Genomic DNA, 18,058 nt, shown 5'->3' with positions numbered 1-18,058 from the left:
TCGATGGAATTAGACTTGGTAACATTGATAGGCCAATTAGGATTTCCAATCGCTGTCGCGTCATATACGCTTATTAAGTTAGACCAAACGATTAAAGAAAACACTAAGTGTATGATGGAAATGAAGGGACTTATACAAAGTCTGGCGGGCGGTGAAATAAAAAATGGCTGATGAATCATTGCGTACTTATTTCAAAAAAATTGAAGGCGCGGCGAACCTGATCGAGCGGAAAACGGGAATCCCATCTGAAATTATTTCCGCTATGATGTCATGGGAGACAGCGTCAGGCACAAATTCAACGTCAAAATATAATAATGAATTAGGCATTAAATATGTCGGGCAGAAATATGCAAGCGGAAAAAATGGGATGTATGCATCATACGCAAGTCAGGCCGATTTTGCATCGGATGTGGCGCGTATTTTATCCGTAAACGCATACGGTTATCCAGGTATTTTACAGGCCGCGAAAACTAATCCGTCAGGGTGGCGGGCAATAGTTGAAGCTTGGAATAAATCGTCATGGGCGGAAGCAAGCTACAATACGGATGAAATTATTAGGCGGGCATATATCGCGCGCGAGGTGCAGACAGGAACGGCAACGGCAAGCGGAACGGCGGCGGGAACGTCAAGCACTAGTATATTGTCAACGCTGAATGTTCCGAATCCTGAAAATATGTCTAAGGACGATCTGCTCAAATATGCGGGCATCGGTGCGGCGGTTGTTGGCTTGATCGCACTAGTAAAATAAAGACCACAAACAGAGCAAAAAAGGCAAGGGCGCGAAGCGGCAACGCTTTACCCTTGCCTTTTTCCCTTCTTGGCAATGCTTGGGGACGAAGTCCCTTCCATGACCACAAGGCAAGGCTGGTATTGATGGAAGGGACTTCTTGGCATGCGCCGAGCTACGTATTTTAAATAAAATTTTACAATTCAAGAAGGATTTATGAAAACAATGTAGAATTATAGCAAAAGTCACCAAAGATCATTGTCAAATTAAAAAGAAATAGTCTTGTCGGATATTGTTAGTTGACATAATATTTATTATGGGACGCAATAGATGTTTAAAACTGTGCCTTGCCGGTTAGATATAATTTTGCCTCCCAGTTTAGACCTTGCGACGTGATCTTCTTCTATTATTATTGATGATATAATTATTCTTGATCTTCTCTCTTTTATTTACATCTATTAACTTGAATGTAAAATTAGTTTCACTCAGTAATATTTTCTTGCTTTAGTATTTGCAATTTATTACCGACTCAATTTACTAATTTGTAAATAAACTAAGTTTGTCTTAAGTCGTTCTGGCTCAATTCTATCCCCTATCAATGAATATATAGTGGCAATAACATTTTAAAGATACTAATTACTTTTTTATCGAGATATGATACAGTAGATTTATTCAAATCACTCTTTTCGAACTAATGGGCAATATTAATAGTTAAGGAGATAATGACTTAGATGAAAGCTATTGACTTCAATCAACTCAAAGAAAAAGCATTAGAATTCGGATTCAATCATGTCGGCGAACTGAATGCCGATACGATTGTGGCTAGAGATGAAGTCCGTTCAGATTGCGCAAAGAATAAATGTAAAGTGTACGATAAAAACTGGTCGTGCCCGCCGGCTTGCGGAACAATTGATGAGTGTGCGGCCCAGATGAAAAAGTATAAGCGTGGTTTGATCCTGCAAACAACCGGGCAGCTGGAAGATTCTTTTGACTTTGAAACGATGGAAGAAACTGCAGAAAATCACCGCGTGAACTGCAATCGTTTTGCCGAGTATATCTATGAGAATTTTCCTGGAAGTTTGTTTTTGGTTGCCGGTGCCTGTACGCGCTGTAAAACATGTACGTACCCGGATGCGCCCTGCCGGTTCCCTAATGAAATGAATTCTTCGATGGAAGCCTATGGTATTGTTGTCAGCGATTTATGTTCAGCTAACGCGATCCCGTATTACTACGGACCTAATACAATTACGTATGTCGGCTGCGTCTTAATTGATTAAGACTTATTGACTACGTTAAATACAATCGTACTATCACTATTGTGTTCCCAGACTTTTAACCAGGCATACGGATTAACCCATTTCCCGTTTGGGAGCTCGATACCAAAATGCAAATGGTCCGGGGTTGTCAGCGCATCCCCGGTGTTACCCATTGTTCCGATTAAGTCACCCATCTTAATTGGATCTCCGACTGCGAGTTTTTCGTTGATTTTGTCCAGATGGGCGTAGTAATAATAATTACCGTCTTTGCCACGAATACCAACACGTTCGCCACCTAAGCGATTCCATCCGGATTTCTCTACAAATCCATCACAGACACAGAAAATGGGAGTCCCCTTCTCATTAAAAATGTCTGTGCCCTCATGCTGTCGATTTCCACCTTCTCGGGCAGCTCCGTAGGTGTCTGAGTAGTACGATTTGATTTTAATCGGAAATAGATATTTTCCGGGTGTATAAAAGGGATAGCGCTCCAGGAGCTTATAGCAATTCTGGGCATTTTTTTTGATACCCTTGTCTATGGACGTCCAATTCAGCACCTTAAAATCAATACCGTTATCCAGCTGCTGATACAGTGCCTCCCTGACCTTCTTATTTGTTTTTTCATTGGTGTTATCAGTACGCTGAATGCCGACAGTTACAGCGACATAATCCTGCCAGTTATTCGGACTTTTCTTCTGACACTCAATGATCAAATCCGGTGATATTGAAGCTAACTTGGCGTAATCCTTCGCTTTGATCATATCGTTCATGAAAAAGCTCCTCGAACCGAACAAAAATATTCCGATACCGACAACGAACAGAAGCAACAGCAAGGGTATGAATCTTATTGATATAAAACGTGTAGCTCTCATATTACACGACCTCCATCTCTATATTTATAGTTATGGAGGTCAGTAATTTATAATACATTCATAATATAAATTAGATAATTAACAGGTTTACTAATAGTCCTTATTTTATAACTGTAAATAAGACAAATTAGATACGCACCGCAACATAAATGACCTGACCCGGTTCAATATACGTGCTGTGAAGGCTATTATACTTCATTGTTTTTGTGACCAGTTCATTGATATTCGTGACATTATTCGATTCCGCTGTTAGTCCCCAGAGTGTATCTCCTTGTTGTACAGTGACCGCTTTGTAATACAGTGTAGCGGATTTGTCCGGAACTGTACTGTTTGCCGTTGAGACAAGGGGTACGGCTATCATGATGATTAAAAATATGATAGCGATAAGCGCAATTCTTTTCATAAATTGATATGTGAATGTTCTATTATACCTCGGATATGATTTCGTTACGGCTATCATGTTGAATTCCTCCAAATCAAACATATGTTCTGTATGTAATGATTATAGTACGAACATTTGTTTGTGTCAAGAATTAATCGAACATAAGTTTGCTTTTTTCCATTTTTTATGTTAGTATCAAGATGTAGTCAGCACATAAAAGCATTTAAGAATGCAATCAAGAATAAATGATTACAACTTTAAATAAGAAGAATAATTATTTTCAGGAGGGATGTTATGACGACGGATATATCTTCACGCCAAATGCAGATCCTGGATATTATTAAGAAAGAAATTGCGCTCAAAGGTTATCCCCCATCTGTGAGGGAAATCGGAGAAGCGGTTGGTCTTACTTCCAGTTCCACAGTGCATAATCATTTAAACATACTTGAGGAAAAGGGCTATATTCGACGCGACCCCACGAAACCGCGTGCCATCGAAGTCCTTGATTCTTTCAATGAATATTCCGGTTCCAGAAAGATCGTGCATGTGCCGGTTGTCGGCCGTGTAACAGCCGGAGAGCCAATCCTGGCTATTGAAAATATTGAAGACTCCTTCCCTGTTCCCTATGATATGGTCAAATCGGATACCTGCTTTATGCTCAAGGTTCAAGGAGAAAGTATGATTGAAGCAGGAATACTGGACGATGATCTCATTCTGGTCAGACAGCAGCAGAATGCCATTAATGGTGATATCGTCGTTGCCCTGCTTGCGGATGGCCCGGAGGAAGGTGCTACTGTTAAACGTTTTTATAAAGAAAAAAATATGATTCGTCTCCAACCGGAGAATCAATATATGGAGCCCATTTACTCCCAAAACGTGACTGTGCTCGGTAAGGTTATCGGGTTATTCCGAAATATTTAGTGAAAAAATACAGGTGTACACGCAGTGTTTGAGCAAAATAACCGATGCTGATCACTTCAGAGGTTTACGAAAATTGGATTTAGTTAACCTCTATGTTTATTTCGTACACATCTGATTTGATTTTGCTTAAGCTTTTGCTATACTTTTGCTATACTCAATTCTAGATGCCTGCATGAGGAAGGAAAACAACCAGTTGAAGTTTAAACGTGATATACCTTTAGTTATGATCAGCCTGACCATTATACTTTCACTTTGCTGCTCCGGCTGTTCTTCTGCGCGAAATACACCGGTCGAGGCGGAAGGCTTTTATATGGGTACTGTCATCACGGAGAAGGTTTATGGCCGTAATGCGCAAAAAGCAGCTGATGAAGGTATGAAGCGCGTGGAAGAAATCCAGAATAAAATGACGATTCAGACCGCCGGCAGTGAGATCGATAATCTGAATCAAGCGGCAGGCAACGGTCAGTTTGTGTCACTCAGTTCCGATTCACTATTTGTATTAAAAACAGCGCTCAAATATTCGGCGTTAAGCCAAGGGGCGTTCGATGTTACGGTGGGACCGTTAGATAAAGCGTGGGGTATATATACGAATAATCCACGAATACTGTCACAGGAAGAAGTCGTCAGGCTAAAAAAACTGGTTGACTATACTGATATCGAAGTGAATGATGCCGACAACACGGCCAGGCTGAAAAGAGCCGGACAAGTTGTCGATCTCGGTGCGATTGCTAAAGGCTATGCCGGAGACGAAGTCATCAATGTCTTCAAAAAATATGGAATTAAATCCGCTTTTGTCAATCTTGGCGGTAACGTCGTGACTTTGGGCTCAAAGCCTGACGGGACCCCTTGGAAAATCGGGATTAAAGACCCGAGACCCGCGGCCGAAGGAGATCAAATCGGGGTCTTACAGGTCGACAATAAATCGGTGGTTACCTCCGGCGATTATGAACGCTACGTTATCAAAAACAACGTACGTTACCACCATATCTTGGATCCCCGCACCGGTTATCCCTCTAAGTCCGGTCTGATCAGCGTTACGATCGTCGCAAATATTTCGATCGATGCCGATGCGTTATCCACTTCTGTCTTTATATTGGGTTTAGATAAAGGGATGGCTTTGATTCGCAGTCTTCAGGGTGTCGATGCCATCATGATTACCGAAGATAAACAAATAGTCATTACACCTGGGATTAAGGATAACTTTACGTTAACAGATGAAGGAGGAACCTATACCTACCATGAAGAAACATGACATTATTCTGATTAGTATTATCGCAATCATTCTTATTGGCGGTTTCGTTGGATTCAAACTATATCAAAACGCGCATGCTAATGAACCGTTGATTGCCGAAATAACACAGAACAATTTACTGGTGGAACGAATCGACTTATCTGCCGTTAAAGAGGCAAGAGTAATCAAACTCCCTGGTGACTATGAAGAGTATGTGCTCATCGAAAAGGGCCGCATTCGTTTTAAAGAAGCGGAATGCCCGGATCAAGTCTGTGTCAATACCGGCTGGTTAAAAGAGCCGGGCGATATTGCGGTATGTCTTCCAAACAAAGCAATCATTGTGATAAGAGAGGGAAAGTAACTTCCCTCTCTTTCTTTTTCATTCGTTATTATTAATCTGGGGACCTAATTCCTCAATTCTCACGAATTCATTTCTGAATAATTCTTGGCATAATAATTACCAAAGGCTCCAGATAAGATCTGAGCACGCCAAGTTCTTTTTAGTCCCGATGAAACTTAATAATTTCGTCTCCTGCTTCCTCAATCGTCCTGATCGCCATATTCACGGGCAATCCTTTTGCCGACAAGGCCGTGATGACCTGTACATAATCCGGTACTTGTAATCGATACTGCTTAAGGATCCCCTTCTGATTTAAGAGATCAGCAACGCTGCCAAAGAAAACGAGTGTACCCTGGTCAAGCAGAATAATTTTATCAGTGATCATCATCATTTCCTTTAAATCATGGGAAATCATCAGCGTCGTTTCGCCTTTGGCCTTGCGATTTTTAATCATAGTAAGAATCAGCTTTCGTCCAATCGCATCCAAGCCAGCCATCGGTTCATCCAGGATAAGAACAGCGGGTTGAATTGCCAGCATTCCAGCGATCGCTATCCTGCGGCGTATTCCGCCGCTAAGGCTTGTCGGACTCTGTTTTGAAATGGCATCCGGGTTGAGACCGACTTCGAGCAAAGCCTGCTCTACCCTCTTTTTAATTTCCTGCTCAGGTAGCCCCATATTCCGTGGACCGTAGGCAACTTCGTCAAAGACACTGATTTGAAAGATTTGTTGTTCAGGATATTGAAAGACTAAAGCCGCCTTTTTCCAGAGTTCTTTTCTTGATTTCGCATCTGCTGCGCTCATGCCGCATATAGAAATCGTTCCGTGGGTTGGCTGGATCAATCCGTTCAGCATTTGGGCCAGTGTTGATTTTCCTGATCCGTTCGGCCCAAAAATCCCGACAAATTCTCCTTGGGCAATTGCGAAGGAGATATCCTTCAACGCAGGGTGCTCATAGGGCGTACCCGGTAAATACGTGTAATTTAAATGGTTGATTTCAATGATGTTCAGCATAGTTCAGCTACCAACTCTTCCATTGATCGTACATTTTCTTTGACCGGATATCCTTTCATACGCAGATAAGCCATCAGCAAATAAATACCGGGAGTTTCAATTCCCAATAATGCCAGTTTTTCATCGGCGTAGACGTGTTCCGGCGAACCTTCAGTATATACACAACCTGCGTCCAGGACAATTAAGCGGTCGGCTTGAAGCAGATCCTCCGGATTATGGCTGATCAGAATAATTGTCATCCCTTGTTCATTAAGGATTCTTAGCTGATCCAAGAGTTCGGATCGGCTTTGTTGATCGAGCATCGATGTCGGTTCATCCAAAACAAGATAATTTGGACGCATGGCTAATACGGAGGCTAAGGCGACGCGTTGTTTTTGGCCGCCCGATAATAAATGCGGGGCATGAAAACGTTTTTCGGTCAAACCGACTGACGCCAGGGCGTGATCAATTCGTTCGTCGATATCATATAAAGGTAAGTTCAAATTTTCCAGGCCGAAAGCAATTTCTTCCTCGACAACCGGACTGATTAATTGATTATCTGGGTTTTGAAAAACTATACCGACCCGACGCCGTATTTCTGACGTGTTATCCGGATCGCGTGTGTCCAGCCCATCAATGAGGACTGATCCCGCTGTCGGCTTGATCAACCCGTTAAAAAGACGGGCCAAAGTTGATTTTCCGGATCCGTTCATGCCGAGTAAACCGACATATTCCCCCCGGGTGATGCTAAGGTTAATATCATTCAGCGCAAGTGCGTCTTCCAAACCAACGCGTTTGTATTGTCTGGTAACCCCGATTAATTCAATTCTTTGATCCGCAACCTGCTGCGTCATTCATAGTTCCCCTTTCTAGCGGTAGACAGTCAGGACTATTCCTGAAGCCGTGATTAAAATCATGAAGCATAAGACAATAATATCTTTCCTGCCCATATGCAAACGGCTCACGCGCAGCGTGTTCAGATGCGGCGAGAAACACCGACTGTCCATCGCTTCTCCCAAATCAGCCGCTTTAACTAAAGACGCTTCAAATAACGGAATCAAGATAGCCATATAGCTTTTTATGCGGACAATCAGGTTTGGAGATTCAAATTGCGCTCCCCGGGAAGACTGCGCATTCTTGATAGTTGAGGCTTCCTCAAATAACGTCGGAATAAATCGGAAAGATATACTGAGGATCGTTGAAAAATTATAGACCGGAATCTTAATTTTAGCGAGAGGCTGCAGTAATAATTCGATCCCTGCGGCTAATTTTAAGGGTGACGTGGTCATCAGCACAATCATAGAACCCATAAAGAGGATGATAAGCCGAACGACATTAAGGGCCCCGAGAATGAGCCCTTCTGGCGTAACGCCCAGCTTGCCGACAGTAAAAATAGGATCACCGGCAGTCAAAAAGGCCTGAAAAATAAGCGTAAATAGAAATAAATACTTCATTTTGAACAGCGACTTGAGAATAGACCCCAGATGTAGGCCTGCAGCCCCTATCGTAATAAGAATCAGCAAGAGGAAAAAGAGTAAATAGTACCATTGATGAGCAATGACCACAGCAATGATCATCAGCAGACAACATACAATTTTAGTCCGTGGATCTAAGGAATGGATTAATGAATTGCCATGAATGTATTGGCCTAATCGGATACCCGACATAGATGATCTCCTTTAGTTTGACGATGTTCAGATGATTAGACGATTTTTGCCTATATTTTAGACTTTTTGGTCTTAATTGTATTATTTTAATTATAGGCTATAATTATATCAACGGAAAGTCAATTTACACGGATATTTCGAATTCAATTATTCAGCGAATACCGAAGCGCTATCAAAGCTCTTGCATAAAAGAAGTAAAATAAATAAAGGAGGACCCGCCGTGGTGTCCGCCAAAAATATGACAACGACTAAAAAATTAGCCGTCATTGCTATTCTGATTGCCCAAGCAGCTGTGCTGCATTATTTAGAAAGCCTGTTCCCTAATCCCCTGCCAATTCCAGGGGTAAAACTTGGGTTAGCCAATATTATCACGTTGTTGGCCTTGGTGGTCTTCGATTTTAAAACAGCGCTTCAGATCACCGTAATGCGGACAATTTTAGGTTCGTTGCTCAGCGGGACATTATTCGGTATGGGCTTTTTGATGAGTTTTTCCGGGGCGGTTGCGGCTGCTGTCATCATGGCCTTGCTGCTCCGTATCTCCAAAGAATTTCACGTTGTCCTGGTAAGTATAATAGGAGCAATTGCCCATAATCTCGGACAATTGCTCATGGCATCTTTTGTTCTTCATTTCCCTGGGATATTATTATATTTGCCGGTCATGCTCCTGTTTTCAGTACCAACAGGTATCATTACCGGACTTTTGCTCAATGAACTGGTTAAGTATATCAAGGCAACGAATCGATTTGACGTATTTCTTGATGAATAGTCGCTCAGCTTAAACGTCTGTCGGCATCGTCCCGGAACTTTTCAAAGCCAAGCCGGATAAGTTCATCCAACAGTTCCGGATAACGGATCCCAGTCGCTTCCCATAGTTTTGGATACATTGATATTTGAGTAAAACCTGGCAATGTATTAATTTCATTGATATAGATCTGATTATCTTCCGTAACAAAGAAGTCAACTCGGCTCAGTCCGGAGGCTCCCACAGCGTCAAAGGCCATGACGGCATATGTTTGGAGTAGTTTGATCATGGCAGCGTCTAATTTTGCGGGAATAATCAACTCAGAGCTGTTATCCAAGTATTTGGCTTCATAATCGTAGAAATCCTTCGCCGGTCGAATTTCGCCCGGTATGGAAGCTTTCGCATTTTCATTGCCCAAGACACTTAACTCGATTTCTCTGGCCTTGACTCCCATTTCAACCACAACCTTACGGTCATATTTAGCCGCATAAAGCAGAGCTTCCACGAGCTGTTCGCGATTGTCGGCTTTGGAAATTCCGACACTGGAGCCGAGATTCGCCGGTTTGACAAAACACGGAAAACCAATTTCTTGCACGATATGATCTGCTGCTTCCTCGGAAGCGGCATTTATTTTACTGCGCAGCAAAGTGATATGCGGAACGATAGGCAGACCGGCTTCTTTAAAGACGGCTTTCATGCGGTCCTTATCCATGCCTAAGGATGATCCAAGCACGCCGGATCCGACATACGGAAACCCGGCCATTTCAAACAAACCTTGGATCGTTCCATCTTCCCCTTTGGGACCGTGCATAACCGGAAATAGGATATCGCAGGTGCCTTGATTGGGCAATTCACGCCCATCCACCGCTTGAAAACCAGGTTTTTGGGGATCAAGGGTCACCGCTACTTGTACAGCGTTAGCGGTAATATCGGCTTTCGCATCCATCCACTCCTCCGGATCTGCTCCCCAATACCATTTTCCTTCTTTTGTTATCCCCATCGTTTGCACAGCGTATTTTTCTGGATTTAGCGCCTTACACACTGAAGCGGCGGATATAACGGATACGTCGTGTTCACCTGACTGCCCTCCAAACAAAATCAGGACGTTGGTTTTCTCGCTCATTTTTCATCGTACTCCTATCTTTATAGAAATTAACCTTAACGTGAATTCGCTTTATCAAAAACATGATGATTAAACAATAAACTATTTTAGAGCGTCTTCATGTACGACAGCGGCCAAAAACAGACAAAGGCTCGGCCTACGATATCTTTCTCATAAATAAAGCCGTAGTGTCTTGAATCCAGGGGATCAGTTCGATCGTCATTGATGACGAATACAGCGCCTTGCGGTACAATGACCGGCAAAAAAGTATATGTAGCCGGTGTATTGGCGTAGGGTTCATAAATCGGTTGGCCGTTAATAAATGTATAGCCGCTTTTGATTTCGACTTTATCTCCTGGAAGGCCGATTACTCTTTTGGCAGCAGTGGCGTTGCCATACGTGAAAACAATGATATTACCGGTTTCTAACGACGCAATATGTTTGTTGATCCATTTTTCCACGACTAAATGATTTTGGTCATTCAGTGTCGGCAGCATGCTTTGATCGGTGGTTGTGGCAAACCCGAGGAGATACGTCTTGATCACCCAGGAAAGCGCAAAGACGATAAGGAATATCTCGACGATTTCACGCAGTAACCGCAGAGTGGGAGGCATCTTCCAGCGAGATTTTAAGCCTAATTTTTTTAGGCCTATTTTTTGAGGACTATTCATTGCTTAGCCTCCGCGACTATCGGGTAACCACCCATAGTTTATGTAGGGATCATTCCAAAGTTTCTCACAAGAGATTATTTTTCTCCAGCATCAAAGCGGCGGATACAATCGCACTTTTTACATAAATATGAGAGATAGCGCCTTGCATATAGACAGCATAAGGTTCCCGAATCGGTCCATCCGCGGAAAACTCACTCGTGGCGCCTTGAATAAAGGTTCCTCCGGCCATAATAACTTCGTCGGTATATCCCGGCATTTCGGATGGCAACGGCAGGACATGGGAGTCGATCGGAGATCCTTGTTGTAAACCCTGGCAGAAAGCCAGCATCTTTTCTTTGGTATTAAGTTTCACGGCCTGGATGATATCCGTTCGCAGGTCGACAGGACTTGGGTGAACATCAAAACCCAGTTTAGCTAAAAATGCTGAAGAAAAAATGGCTGCTTTTAACGCCTCGCCTACGGTCATTGGGCTGAAAAACAATCCCTGATACATCAATCGGAGATTATCCAGTGTCGCGCCGACATCGGCATTGATCCCAGGTGCTGTAAAACGACCGGCTGCTTTGGTTATCAGGTCTTCCCTGCCGGCTATATAACCGCCGGTAGGCGCAAGGGTTCCCCCCAGGTTTTTGATCAGGGATCCGGCCATCAGATCCACACCGACATGCCCCGGTTCTTTAGCTTCGACCAGCTCGCCGTAGCAATTGTCGACAAATATGATGACCTCCGGGAAGTGCTTTTTGGCATAGGCGGTAAATTCGGCGATTTGGGCAATAGATACCGAATTGCGCCATTCATAGCCTTTTGACCGTTGAATGATAAACAGTTTTGTTTTGGACGTTACCAGCTCCGTAAGCTTGTCACACTGGATCTGATTATCCTGGCCAAGCGGAAGTATGTCAAAGGAAACGCCCCAGTCCTTCAGACTGCCGGAGACACTATTTTTTATACCGATCACTTGCTGCAAGGTGTCATAGGGCATGCCGGTAACTGAAATAAAGTGATCACCCGGACGCAGGACACCATAAAGCGCGGAAGCGATCGCATGCGTGCCCGACACGAATTGATGCCGGATAATGGCGCTCTCCGTACCCATGATCGCGGCAGTGACAGCATCCAGTTTATCTCTTCCTGAATCGCCGAGACCATAACCGGTGGTTCCGTTCAGATTGTAAGCGGATACTTTAGCATCCTGAAACGCCGTAAGAACACGTTGGTGATTCTTCTCAATGATTGGATTCAGTAATTTACACTGCTGTTCCAAAACATCTTCAGCATACAGCAACGCTTCATTAATTTTTAAAGGTAAAAGTGATTGAGACAACGATTTGTTCCTCCAAAGTGATAATAAGCCTTATAAAATACTACATCTTCTAAACGGACTTTTCAACTGTTTAGTCTTTGTTTTTCAATATTACGGGCACTGGATAACGCCTTGTCCCCATAAGCAGCCGCCGCAGGTAGGGAATGTGTTGCCAAAACAGTCTTCTTCGTTCTTCTCGGCTAAATCACAAATCGAACATTTCAGACACGGCGAAAAATCAAAGGTATCTACTTTTTCCCGGAATTCATGGTATTCCTTTGACTCCCAGATTGTTTTCAATGGATCGTTTTGAATATCACCAACGGCATAATGCCTGATTTCCCTTTCCGTTTTAGCCATTCCAATATATGTTTTATAGGAATGAAACAGTCCCATACACGGGCTGACCTTTCCATCCCAGCGAACAAAGGTACAACGCTCTTGAATGAAGCGGCAGTTTCCAGTATCTGCCCCTACCCTGTTTTTCATAATACTGATATTTTTGCAGTTTTTGAACAGACCGTATAAGGGTTCTTTTGTTGCTTCTGTCTGATCAATGATCGGTATGTTAATAGGCAAAGAACCAAGATAATTTGTTTCATGGATGGTTTCCACGTCCAGAGTGCAAACCATCTGATCAACCATAGACGGGGTATAAGGTATGACATTACTGACGTTAACCATTTGGGCCCCGATTCGTCTGGCTAAACTTCCAAGATCCTTCAGCTCATTAATGTTCTTTTTCATGACAACAAAAGCTATGCCGACGGTGACAGACTGACTCCTAGCGCTTTCAAGATTAAGCTTTCTAAACTGAATCAGGTTTTGCACAACGGCTTCAAAGCTTGCTCCTTCTCGGATATTTTCAAATTGATCGGCACTGGTCCCGTCAAAAGAAACCCATAACGTATCCAATCCGCTCTTAATCAGGCCTTCAGACAACTCTGGCGTTAATAACGTACCATTACTTACCATTTCCACTTTGAGTCCCAGCGCTTTGAGTTTACTGATCATAGAAAGGATGTTGGGATGAAAGGTCGGTTCGCCAAATCCACCAAACATAACGGTTCTCAATGTCCTGAAATCCTTGAGTTGCTCGATTAGCGCATCAAAGACTTCGTTACTCATCGAACCCAGAGGTTCATTCCAGGTGTTTCTTATACAGGTCTGACAACCCAAATTGCATTTGGACGTTGGCTCTATATAAAGTTTGGAAAGACTATGTATATTCGGAAGGATCTCCAGTTTATTATCACGCTGGATAACTTTAATCGAAGAGACTCCTTCCAAACCGAGTGTCAAGAGCAATTCCTCCGGGAATACAGGTTGACGTTGCGCATCGACAGGTATGGTGAATTCTTTTGCTTGCTCCAAGGGAGAAGCCTTAAGGGTATCCTTTCCTGGCAGATCTTTAAACAAATCATAGGCGATCCAGATATTCGGATCTGTAAAAAAATCTGACAGACAGGAACACCCGTCTGCCGTAGCCCAGTCTTGTTCAGTTTTCAATAGTTGGATCATATCATCACTATTTGTAATTTGATTGTCTGCCATTCTCTTTTCTCCTCATCTTGCACAGTATACTTTTCATCTTCTCATACATCTATATAAGCACCTCGTTTATTCATATTTTCTCGAGCAGGCACTGCCGTGCTAACCGATAGATAACAATAGTATTATGTATAAATTATATGCATGTAAATTCTTTAAATAAAGACAAGATAAATCGATCATGACTCCTGTGAAGAGGAGCAGCCCTGTTCGTGTCAGGTTGTTCAAGCACCGGAAGAGTCTTGTTGCCTGAGATCTTCCTCTGTAATCAGTATCAAATCTTCGCGGGAGAGATCTTTCTGCCGGTAAAGTCGGACTGCTTGTTTGCGTATCGCTTTTTCTACAATGTTTCGAACCAGTCTGGCATTCCCGGCGTACGGGTATAATGCCGACATATTTAGTATCGTTCTTTTAAAGACATGCTTTGCCTCCAGTGAAAATTCGTACTGTCTGCTCGCCAGCATCTGCTCGCCGATATCCGTTAACTCTTCAAGAGTATAGTCCGGAAAAACGATATGGATCGGAAAACGAGACCGTAATCCAGGGTTGCTCTGGACAAAAATCTCCATTTCCAGTTTGTATCCTGCCAGAATCAGAATAAAATCTTCTTTATTATCCTCCATAGCCTTGACCAGGGCATCGATAGATTCTTTGCCAAAATCCTTTTCTCCGCCCCTGGACAGAGAGTATGCTTCATCAATAAAGAGCACGCCGCCGAGTGCCTTTTTAACCATGTCCCTCGTTTTATTTGCGGTGTGGCCAATGTATTCTCCAACTAAATCAGCACGCTCACACTCGACGATATGTCCCCGGGATAAAACGCCCATCTCTTTATACAATCTGCCGATCAGTCTTGCTACCGTTGTCTTCCCCGTTCCCGGATTACCGCTAAAAATGGTATGCAGGACCAATGGTTCTGTGTTTAGTTTCTCTTTCTCGCGTTTTTTCTGAATCTCAACAAAAGCATATAATTCATGAATCAATTTTTTCACGGATTCCAGGCCAATCATATTATCCAGTTCACGGATAATTTCTTGAACCTGGTCCTTATCTTCATCACGAGGTGGCAGACCGGATTTTTTAAGTATTTTAGCTGGATCGTTTTTAAGTGTAAAATCAATTTTCCCCGGATCATTCACTTTAGCAGGGAGTGAGCGGTGAAACGTCGGCGGCAGGTTTTTTCTAAAGGTTACTTTGACGGACACAAAGAAGACACCCCCTTTGTCGGTCTATTCTATATTATATAGCGAAAGACATTTATTTGTTCTCAGTTCAGACGGAATGAACCGTTCCAATTTAAGGAAACCGGGAAAACAGAGGGCATGGTAGACAGAGGGACGGGGAGACAGAGGGACGTAGAACTTTGTCCCCTAATTTTAGGGGACAAAGTTCTACGTCCCTCTGTCTCCCATGCCAAATTCGCCATCGATGGCGAATTTGGGATACCGTCTCTTTCCAGAGGCAAAACGAATAAAAAGCCTCTCGTTCCTTAAAACGAGAGGCTTTATAAAACAAACCCGCAAAATTCCTCCTGGACACTGGTTAGATTTTTTACGAGGGTCACCTACTTTAAACGACTGGGGTACTTCACGCGTTTACTGTTTAAATCTTTACTACCCTTTCTCAAGAATCACCGATTGTTAAAATGGACGTAAAGTGAATTTGGTGAAAACCTAAGGTTTAAGGTAACTAAGGAACTTCAATCTGGAACTTGAACCTGAACTAACTCTTGGAACGCAATACTAGGAGATTTGGAAATTTGGAATCTGAAACATGGAACTTGGAAAAGATTAAGGTTTAAAATGGGGCACTTCGTTTACTGTTCTTACTGTTCTTACTGGAATTGGACTTTGGATAGATTTTTTCTGGAACTCATGATTGAAACTGGACACATACGGAACACAGTTACGATTGGGATCTTTGACGAGAATAGGAGGAATTTGCGGGAAACTTTATCTAGTCTTCTCTGTTCTGTTCGCAGCCATCTGTGACTGGTTTAACGCCTCTCGAAAATAGTGAAAGCCATCCTTAAAGGGTGGCTTTGAATCCGTTCGGCACATCCCAATACATCCCTCTGACTATGCCTCGAATTACAACCTGCCCTATTAGTAAAAGGTATCTCTGTATGTTCAGAACCAATTTATTTAATTTTCTGATTTTATTTTAATCGATTGGTTAATCACTGTCAAGTAGTGCGTATAAAAATAAACATGGAAATTTATACCTGTGCCAAACGCCGCATATAAGATACAAAATCAGCGTTCAATCCCTATCCGGGCGTTGATTCCCTTATCGTAAGGATGTTTGATTTTTTTGACTTCCGATACATAATCCGCCAATTCAATCAGTTCGTCAGACGGACCTCTGCCGGTTAATACAACTTCCAGGTTTTCGGGTTTGGAGCGGAGAAATTCCAGAAGCAGATTGCGGTCAATCAGGTCATAATTATAGGATCCGATGATCTCATCGAGGATAAGCAAATCGACCTTTCTCTCCCGGCACCGGTTAATGGCTTCAACCAGTAATTCATCATGGATCGCACGCCGTTTTTCTTTTTGTTCAGCAGACTCATCATAAAAACCAAATGCTTCTTGGCCGCGCAGAAAAGTAATCCCAGGTATTTCTCCCAAGGAATGAAGTTCTCCCGTATTTTGACTTTTTAAAAACTGAACAATCAGAACCTGGTTGCCTCTTCCCGCGCAACGGGCAGCAAGCCCCAGAGAAGCGGTGGTTTTTCCTTTGCCGTCGCCGCAGTAAATATGAATCAGTCCCAATTTCATTTACTATACACCTGCCTTCAGAATTTTATAGATTATATCCATATCCACATTCTTACGAATTTCCTCGGCCAATAGATCATATTGTTGTTCTTTATATTGGCGGAAGCTCAATTTTTGCAGGCTGGAAGATTCCAGTCCCTTCTTATTCAGCAAGCACTCAACGATGGTTGAGGCAACACCTTCTTCATCAAAAATGCCGTGAATATAACTCCCCATTATATTTCCATTCTTCGTCCCGTCAGTTTTCAGCAAGGCTTGGCCGGAAACATGATCGATGACCGTTAAAGGCTCGGCATCAATCGTTTCTGTCACACCCATATGGATCTCATAACCGCTGAAGGCGATATGGGATAGTCTGCTGAGCGTACCTTCCACCGGACCAAAAATACCGCTGACCTGGGTGCGGGTCTTCTGTTCTGAAAACGTTGTCTTAATGTTTAAAAGCCCCATTCCGGTAAGGCTTCCGCCTTCTTCCACACCATAGGGATCGTCCAAGGTCATGCCCAGCATTTGGTAACCGCCGCATACCCCAAAAAGGACCGTGCCTTGAGCCGCCATTTTCTTAATTCTACCTTCTAAACCATTCTGACGCAGCCATTTGAGATCCCCCATCGTATTTTTCGTCCCGGGCAAGATGATCATATCCGGGTTCTTCAATTCGGCTTCTGATTTGACATAACGGACGGAAACGCCCGGGATCAATTCAAAGACATTAAAATCCGTAAAATTAGACATCCTTGGCAGCCGAATCACGGCAATATCCACCGCCTCAACGGTGCGTTCCGAATCCAGTCTTTCGGAAAGACTGTCCTCATCTTCAATATCGACAGTGAGATACGGAACGACACCAATAACAGGGATATGGACTTTATCTTCAATCATTCGCAGTCCGGGCCTTAAGACTTCGACATCACCGCGGAACTTATTGATAATGATACCTTTAATCAATTTTCTTTCGTCTTCTTCGAGCAGCATGACCGTTCCAAAGATCGAGGCAAACACCCCTCCCCGGTCAATATCTGCGACAAGCAATACAGGTGCTTTCGCCATCTTTGCCATACCCATGTTGACGATATCATCGTCACGCAGGTTAATTTCAGCCGGACTGCCGGCACCTTCAATCACAATGACATCATTGGCCTCGTCCAGTTTATTAAACGCTTTCATAATGTCCGGTTTCAATTTCGATTTATATTTAAAGTAGTCGGCTGCATTCATATTGCCCAGTACTTCACCGTTGACAATCACTTGGGAGCCTTTGTCGTTTGTCGGCTTTAACAGGATGGGATTCATCAACACACTGGGCTCCTTCCCGGCAGCTTCAGCCTGAACGACCTGAGCTCGGCCCATTTCCAGACCTTCTTTTGTGATGTAGGAATTCAAAGCCATATTTTGTGATTTGAAAGGTACGGTTTGATAGCCATCCTGCATAAATATCCGGCATAGACCGGCTGTAAATAGGCTTTTGCCGGCATTAGACATTGTTCCTTGGACCATAATCGATTTAGCCATTGTTATCACC

Annotated in this window: 19 protein-coding genes; 7 read left to right on the top strand and 12 right to left on the bottom strand. The window is 43.1% G+C overall.

Annotation, left to right across the window (positions count from 1 at the left end):
- The first annotated feature begins 3 nt into the window (after positions 1-3).
- The 3 genes from LPY66_RS11370 to LPY66_RS11360 all read left to right on the top strand — a co-directional run bounded on the left by LPY66_RS11370 (position 4) and on the right by LPY66_RS11360 (position 2,004).
- Complete coding sequence (locus LPY66_RS11370; protein ID WP_337984453.1) at positions 4-171, top strand: YvrJ family protein; 168 nt, start codon at positions 4-6, stop codon at positions 169-171.
- A complete protein-coding gene (locus LPY66_RS11365) occupies positions 164-748 on the top strand; it encodes a hypothetical protein (protein ID WP_337984452.1) in 585 nt (194 codons plus the stop codon). Before LPY66_RS11370 ends, LPY66_RS11365 begins: the two co-directional genes overlap by 8 nt.
- A gap of 710 nt (positions 749-1,458) precedes the next feature.
- The gene (locus LPY66_RS11360; RefSeq protein ID WP_337984451.1) at positions 1,459-2,004 is read left to right on the top strand and encodes a DUF2284 domain-containing protein; all 546 of its coding nucleotides are present in this window, start codon (positions 1,459-1,461) and stop codon (positions 2,002-2,004) included.
- Here LPY66_RS11360 and LPY66_RS11355 read toward each other — a convergent pair.
- Both LPY66_RS11355 and LPY66_RS11350 read right to left on the bottom strand, forming a co-directional pair.
- Positions 2,001-2,753 (bottom strand): M23 family metallopeptidase, encoded by a 753-nt coding sequence (locus LPY66_RS11355; RefSeq protein ID WP_337984450.1) that lies wholly within the window; start codon positions 2,751-2,753, stop codon positions 2,001-2,003. The genes LPY66_RS11360 and LPY66_RS11355 overlap by 4 nt on opposite strands.
- A gap of 229 nt (positions 2,754-2,982) precedes the next feature.
- Positions 2,983-3,258 carry a LysM peptidoglycan-binding domain-containing protein gene (locus LPY66_RS11350; RefSeq protein ID WP_337984449.1) on the bottom strand — a complete coding sequence of 92 codons (276 nt, stop codon included), beginning with the start codon at positions 3,256-3,258 and terminating at the stop codon, positions 2,983-2,985.
- A gap of 273 nt (positions 3,259-3,531) precedes the next feature.
- On the opposite strand from LPY66_RS11350, the gene lexA reads away from it, so the two are divergent.
- The 3 genes from lexA to LPY66_RS11335 all read left to right on the top strand — a co-directional run bounded on the left by lexA (position 3,532) and on the right by LPY66_RS11335 (position 5,750).
- The gene (gene lexA / locus LPY66_RS11345) at positions 3,532-4,158 is read left to right on the top strand and encodes a transcriptional repressor LexA (protein ID WP_337984448.1); all 627 of its coding nucleotides are present in this window, start codon (positions 3,532-3,534) and stop codon (positions 4,156-4,158) included.
- Positions 4,159-4,330: 172 nt separating this feature from the next.
- The gene (locus LPY66_RS11340; protein ID WP_337984447.1) at positions 4,331-5,410 is read left to right on the top strand and encodes an FAD:protein FMN transferase; all 1,080 of its coding nucleotides are present in this window, start codon (positions 4,331-4,333) and stop codon (positions 5,408-5,410) included.
- Positions 5,397-5,750, top strand: a complete 354-nt coding sequence (locus tag LPY66_RS11335; protein WP_337984446.1) for a NusG domain II-containing protein — start codon at positions 5,397-5,399, stop codon at positions 5,748-5,750. Before LPY66_RS11340 ends, LPY66_RS11335 begins: the two co-directional genes overlap by 14 nt.
- A 139-nt stretch (positions 5,751-5,889) precedes the next feature.
- On the opposite strand, the gene LPY66_RS11330 is transcribed toward LPY66_RS11335, so the two are convergent.
- The 3 genes from LPY66_RS11330 to LPY66_RS11320 are packed head-to-tail and all read right to left on the bottom strand — an operon-like array spanning position 5,890 to position 8,387.
- The gene (locus LPY66_RS11330; protein ID WP_337984445.1) at positions 5,890-6,741 is read right to left on the bottom strand and encodes an ATP-binding cassette domain-containing protein; all 852 of its coding nucleotides are present in this window, start codon (positions 6,739-6,741) and stop codon (positions 5,890-5,892) included.
- Positions 6,735-7,574 carry an energy-coupling factor transporter ATPase gene (locus tag LPY66_RS11325; protein ID WP_337984444.1) on the bottom strand — a complete coding sequence of 280 codons (840 nt, stop codon included), beginning with the start codon at positions 7,572-7,574 and terminating at the stop codon, positions 6,735-6,737. Before LPY66_RS11325 ends, LPY66_RS11330 begins: the two co-directional genes overlap by 7 nt.
- A 15-nt stretch (positions 7,575-7,589) precedes the next feature.
- Positions 7,590-8,387, bottom strand: coding sequence for an energy-coupling factor transporter transmembrane component T family protein (locus tag LPY66_RS11320; RefSeq protein WP_337984443.1), 798 nt, complete (start codon positions 8,385-8,387; stop codon positions 7,590-7,592).
- Positions 8,388-8,610: 223 nt separating this feature from the next.
- Here LPY66_RS11320 and LPY66_RS11315 point away from each other — a divergent pair, with 223 nt between their 5' ends.
- Positions 8,611-9,153 carry a Gx transporter family protein gene (locus tag LPY66_RS11315; RefSeq protein WP_337984442.1) on the top strand — a complete coding sequence of 181 codons (543 nt, stop codon included), beginning with the start codon at positions 8,611-8,613 and terminating at the stop codon, positions 9,151-9,153.
- A 4-nt stretch (positions 9,154-9,157) separates the two neighbouring features.
- Here LPY66_RS11315 and LPY66_RS11310 read toward each other — a convergent pair whose 3' ends face one another.
- The 7 genes from LPY66_RS11310 to LPY66_RS11280 form a co-directional block, all read right to left on the bottom strand.
- Complete coding sequence (locus tag LPY66_RS11310) at positions 9,158-10,252, bottom strand: D-alanine--D-alanine ligase family protein (protein ID WP_337984441.1); 1,095 nt, start codon at positions 10,250-10,252, stop codon at positions 9,158-9,160.
- 86 nt (positions 10,253-10,338) lie between these two features.
- Positions 10,339-10,902, bottom strand: a complete 564-nt coding sequence (gene lepB / locus LPY66_RS11305; protein WP_337984440.1) for a signal peptidase I — start codon at positions 10,900-10,902, stop codon at positions 10,339-10,341.
- 64 nt (positions 10,903-10,966) lie between these two features.
- Positions 10,967-12,226: a methionine gamma-lyase family protein gene (locus LPY66_RS11300; RefSeq protein WP_337984439.1), complete on the bottom strand. Its 1,260-nt coding sequence runs from the start codon at positions 12,224-12,226 to the stop codon at positions 10,967-10,969.
- A gap of 90 nt (positions 12,227-12,316) precedes the next feature.
- Positions 12,317-13,759, bottom strand: coding sequence for a radical SAM protein (locus LPY66_RS11295; protein WP_337984438.1), 1,443 nt, complete (start codon positions 13,757-13,759; stop codon positions 12,317-12,319).
- Positions 13,760-13,980: 221 nt separating this feature from the next.
- Positions 13,981-14,961: an AAA family ATPase gene (locus tag LPY66_RS11290; RefSeq protein WP_443112431.1), complete on the bottom strand. Its 981-nt coding sequence runs from the start codon at positions 14,959-14,961 to the stop codon at positions 13,981-13,983.
- Between the two features lie 1,050 nt (positions 14,962-16,011).
- Positions 16,012-16,536 (bottom strand): cob(I)yrinic acid a,c-diamide adenosyltransferase, encoded by a 525-nt coding sequence (locus tag LPY66_RS11285; RefSeq protein WP_337984437.1) that lies wholly within the window; start codon positions 16,534-16,536, stop codon positions 16,012-16,014.
- A 3-nt stretch (positions 16,537-16,539) separates the two neighbouring features.
- Positions 16,540-18,048, bottom strand: coding sequence for a cobyric acid synthase (locus LPY66_RS11280; protein ID WP_337984436.1), 1,509 nt, complete (start codon positions 18,046-18,048; stop codon positions 16,540-16,542).
- Positions 18,049-18,058: the final 10 nt, after the last annotated feature.

It is taken from the genome of Dehalobacter sp. DCM (assembly GCF_024972775.1).
Classification (GTDB): Bacteria; Bacillota; Desulfitobacteriia; order Desulfitobacteriales; family Syntrophobotulaceae; genus Dehalobacter.
This window is presented reverse-complemented; position numbering and strand designations above follow the sequence as displayed.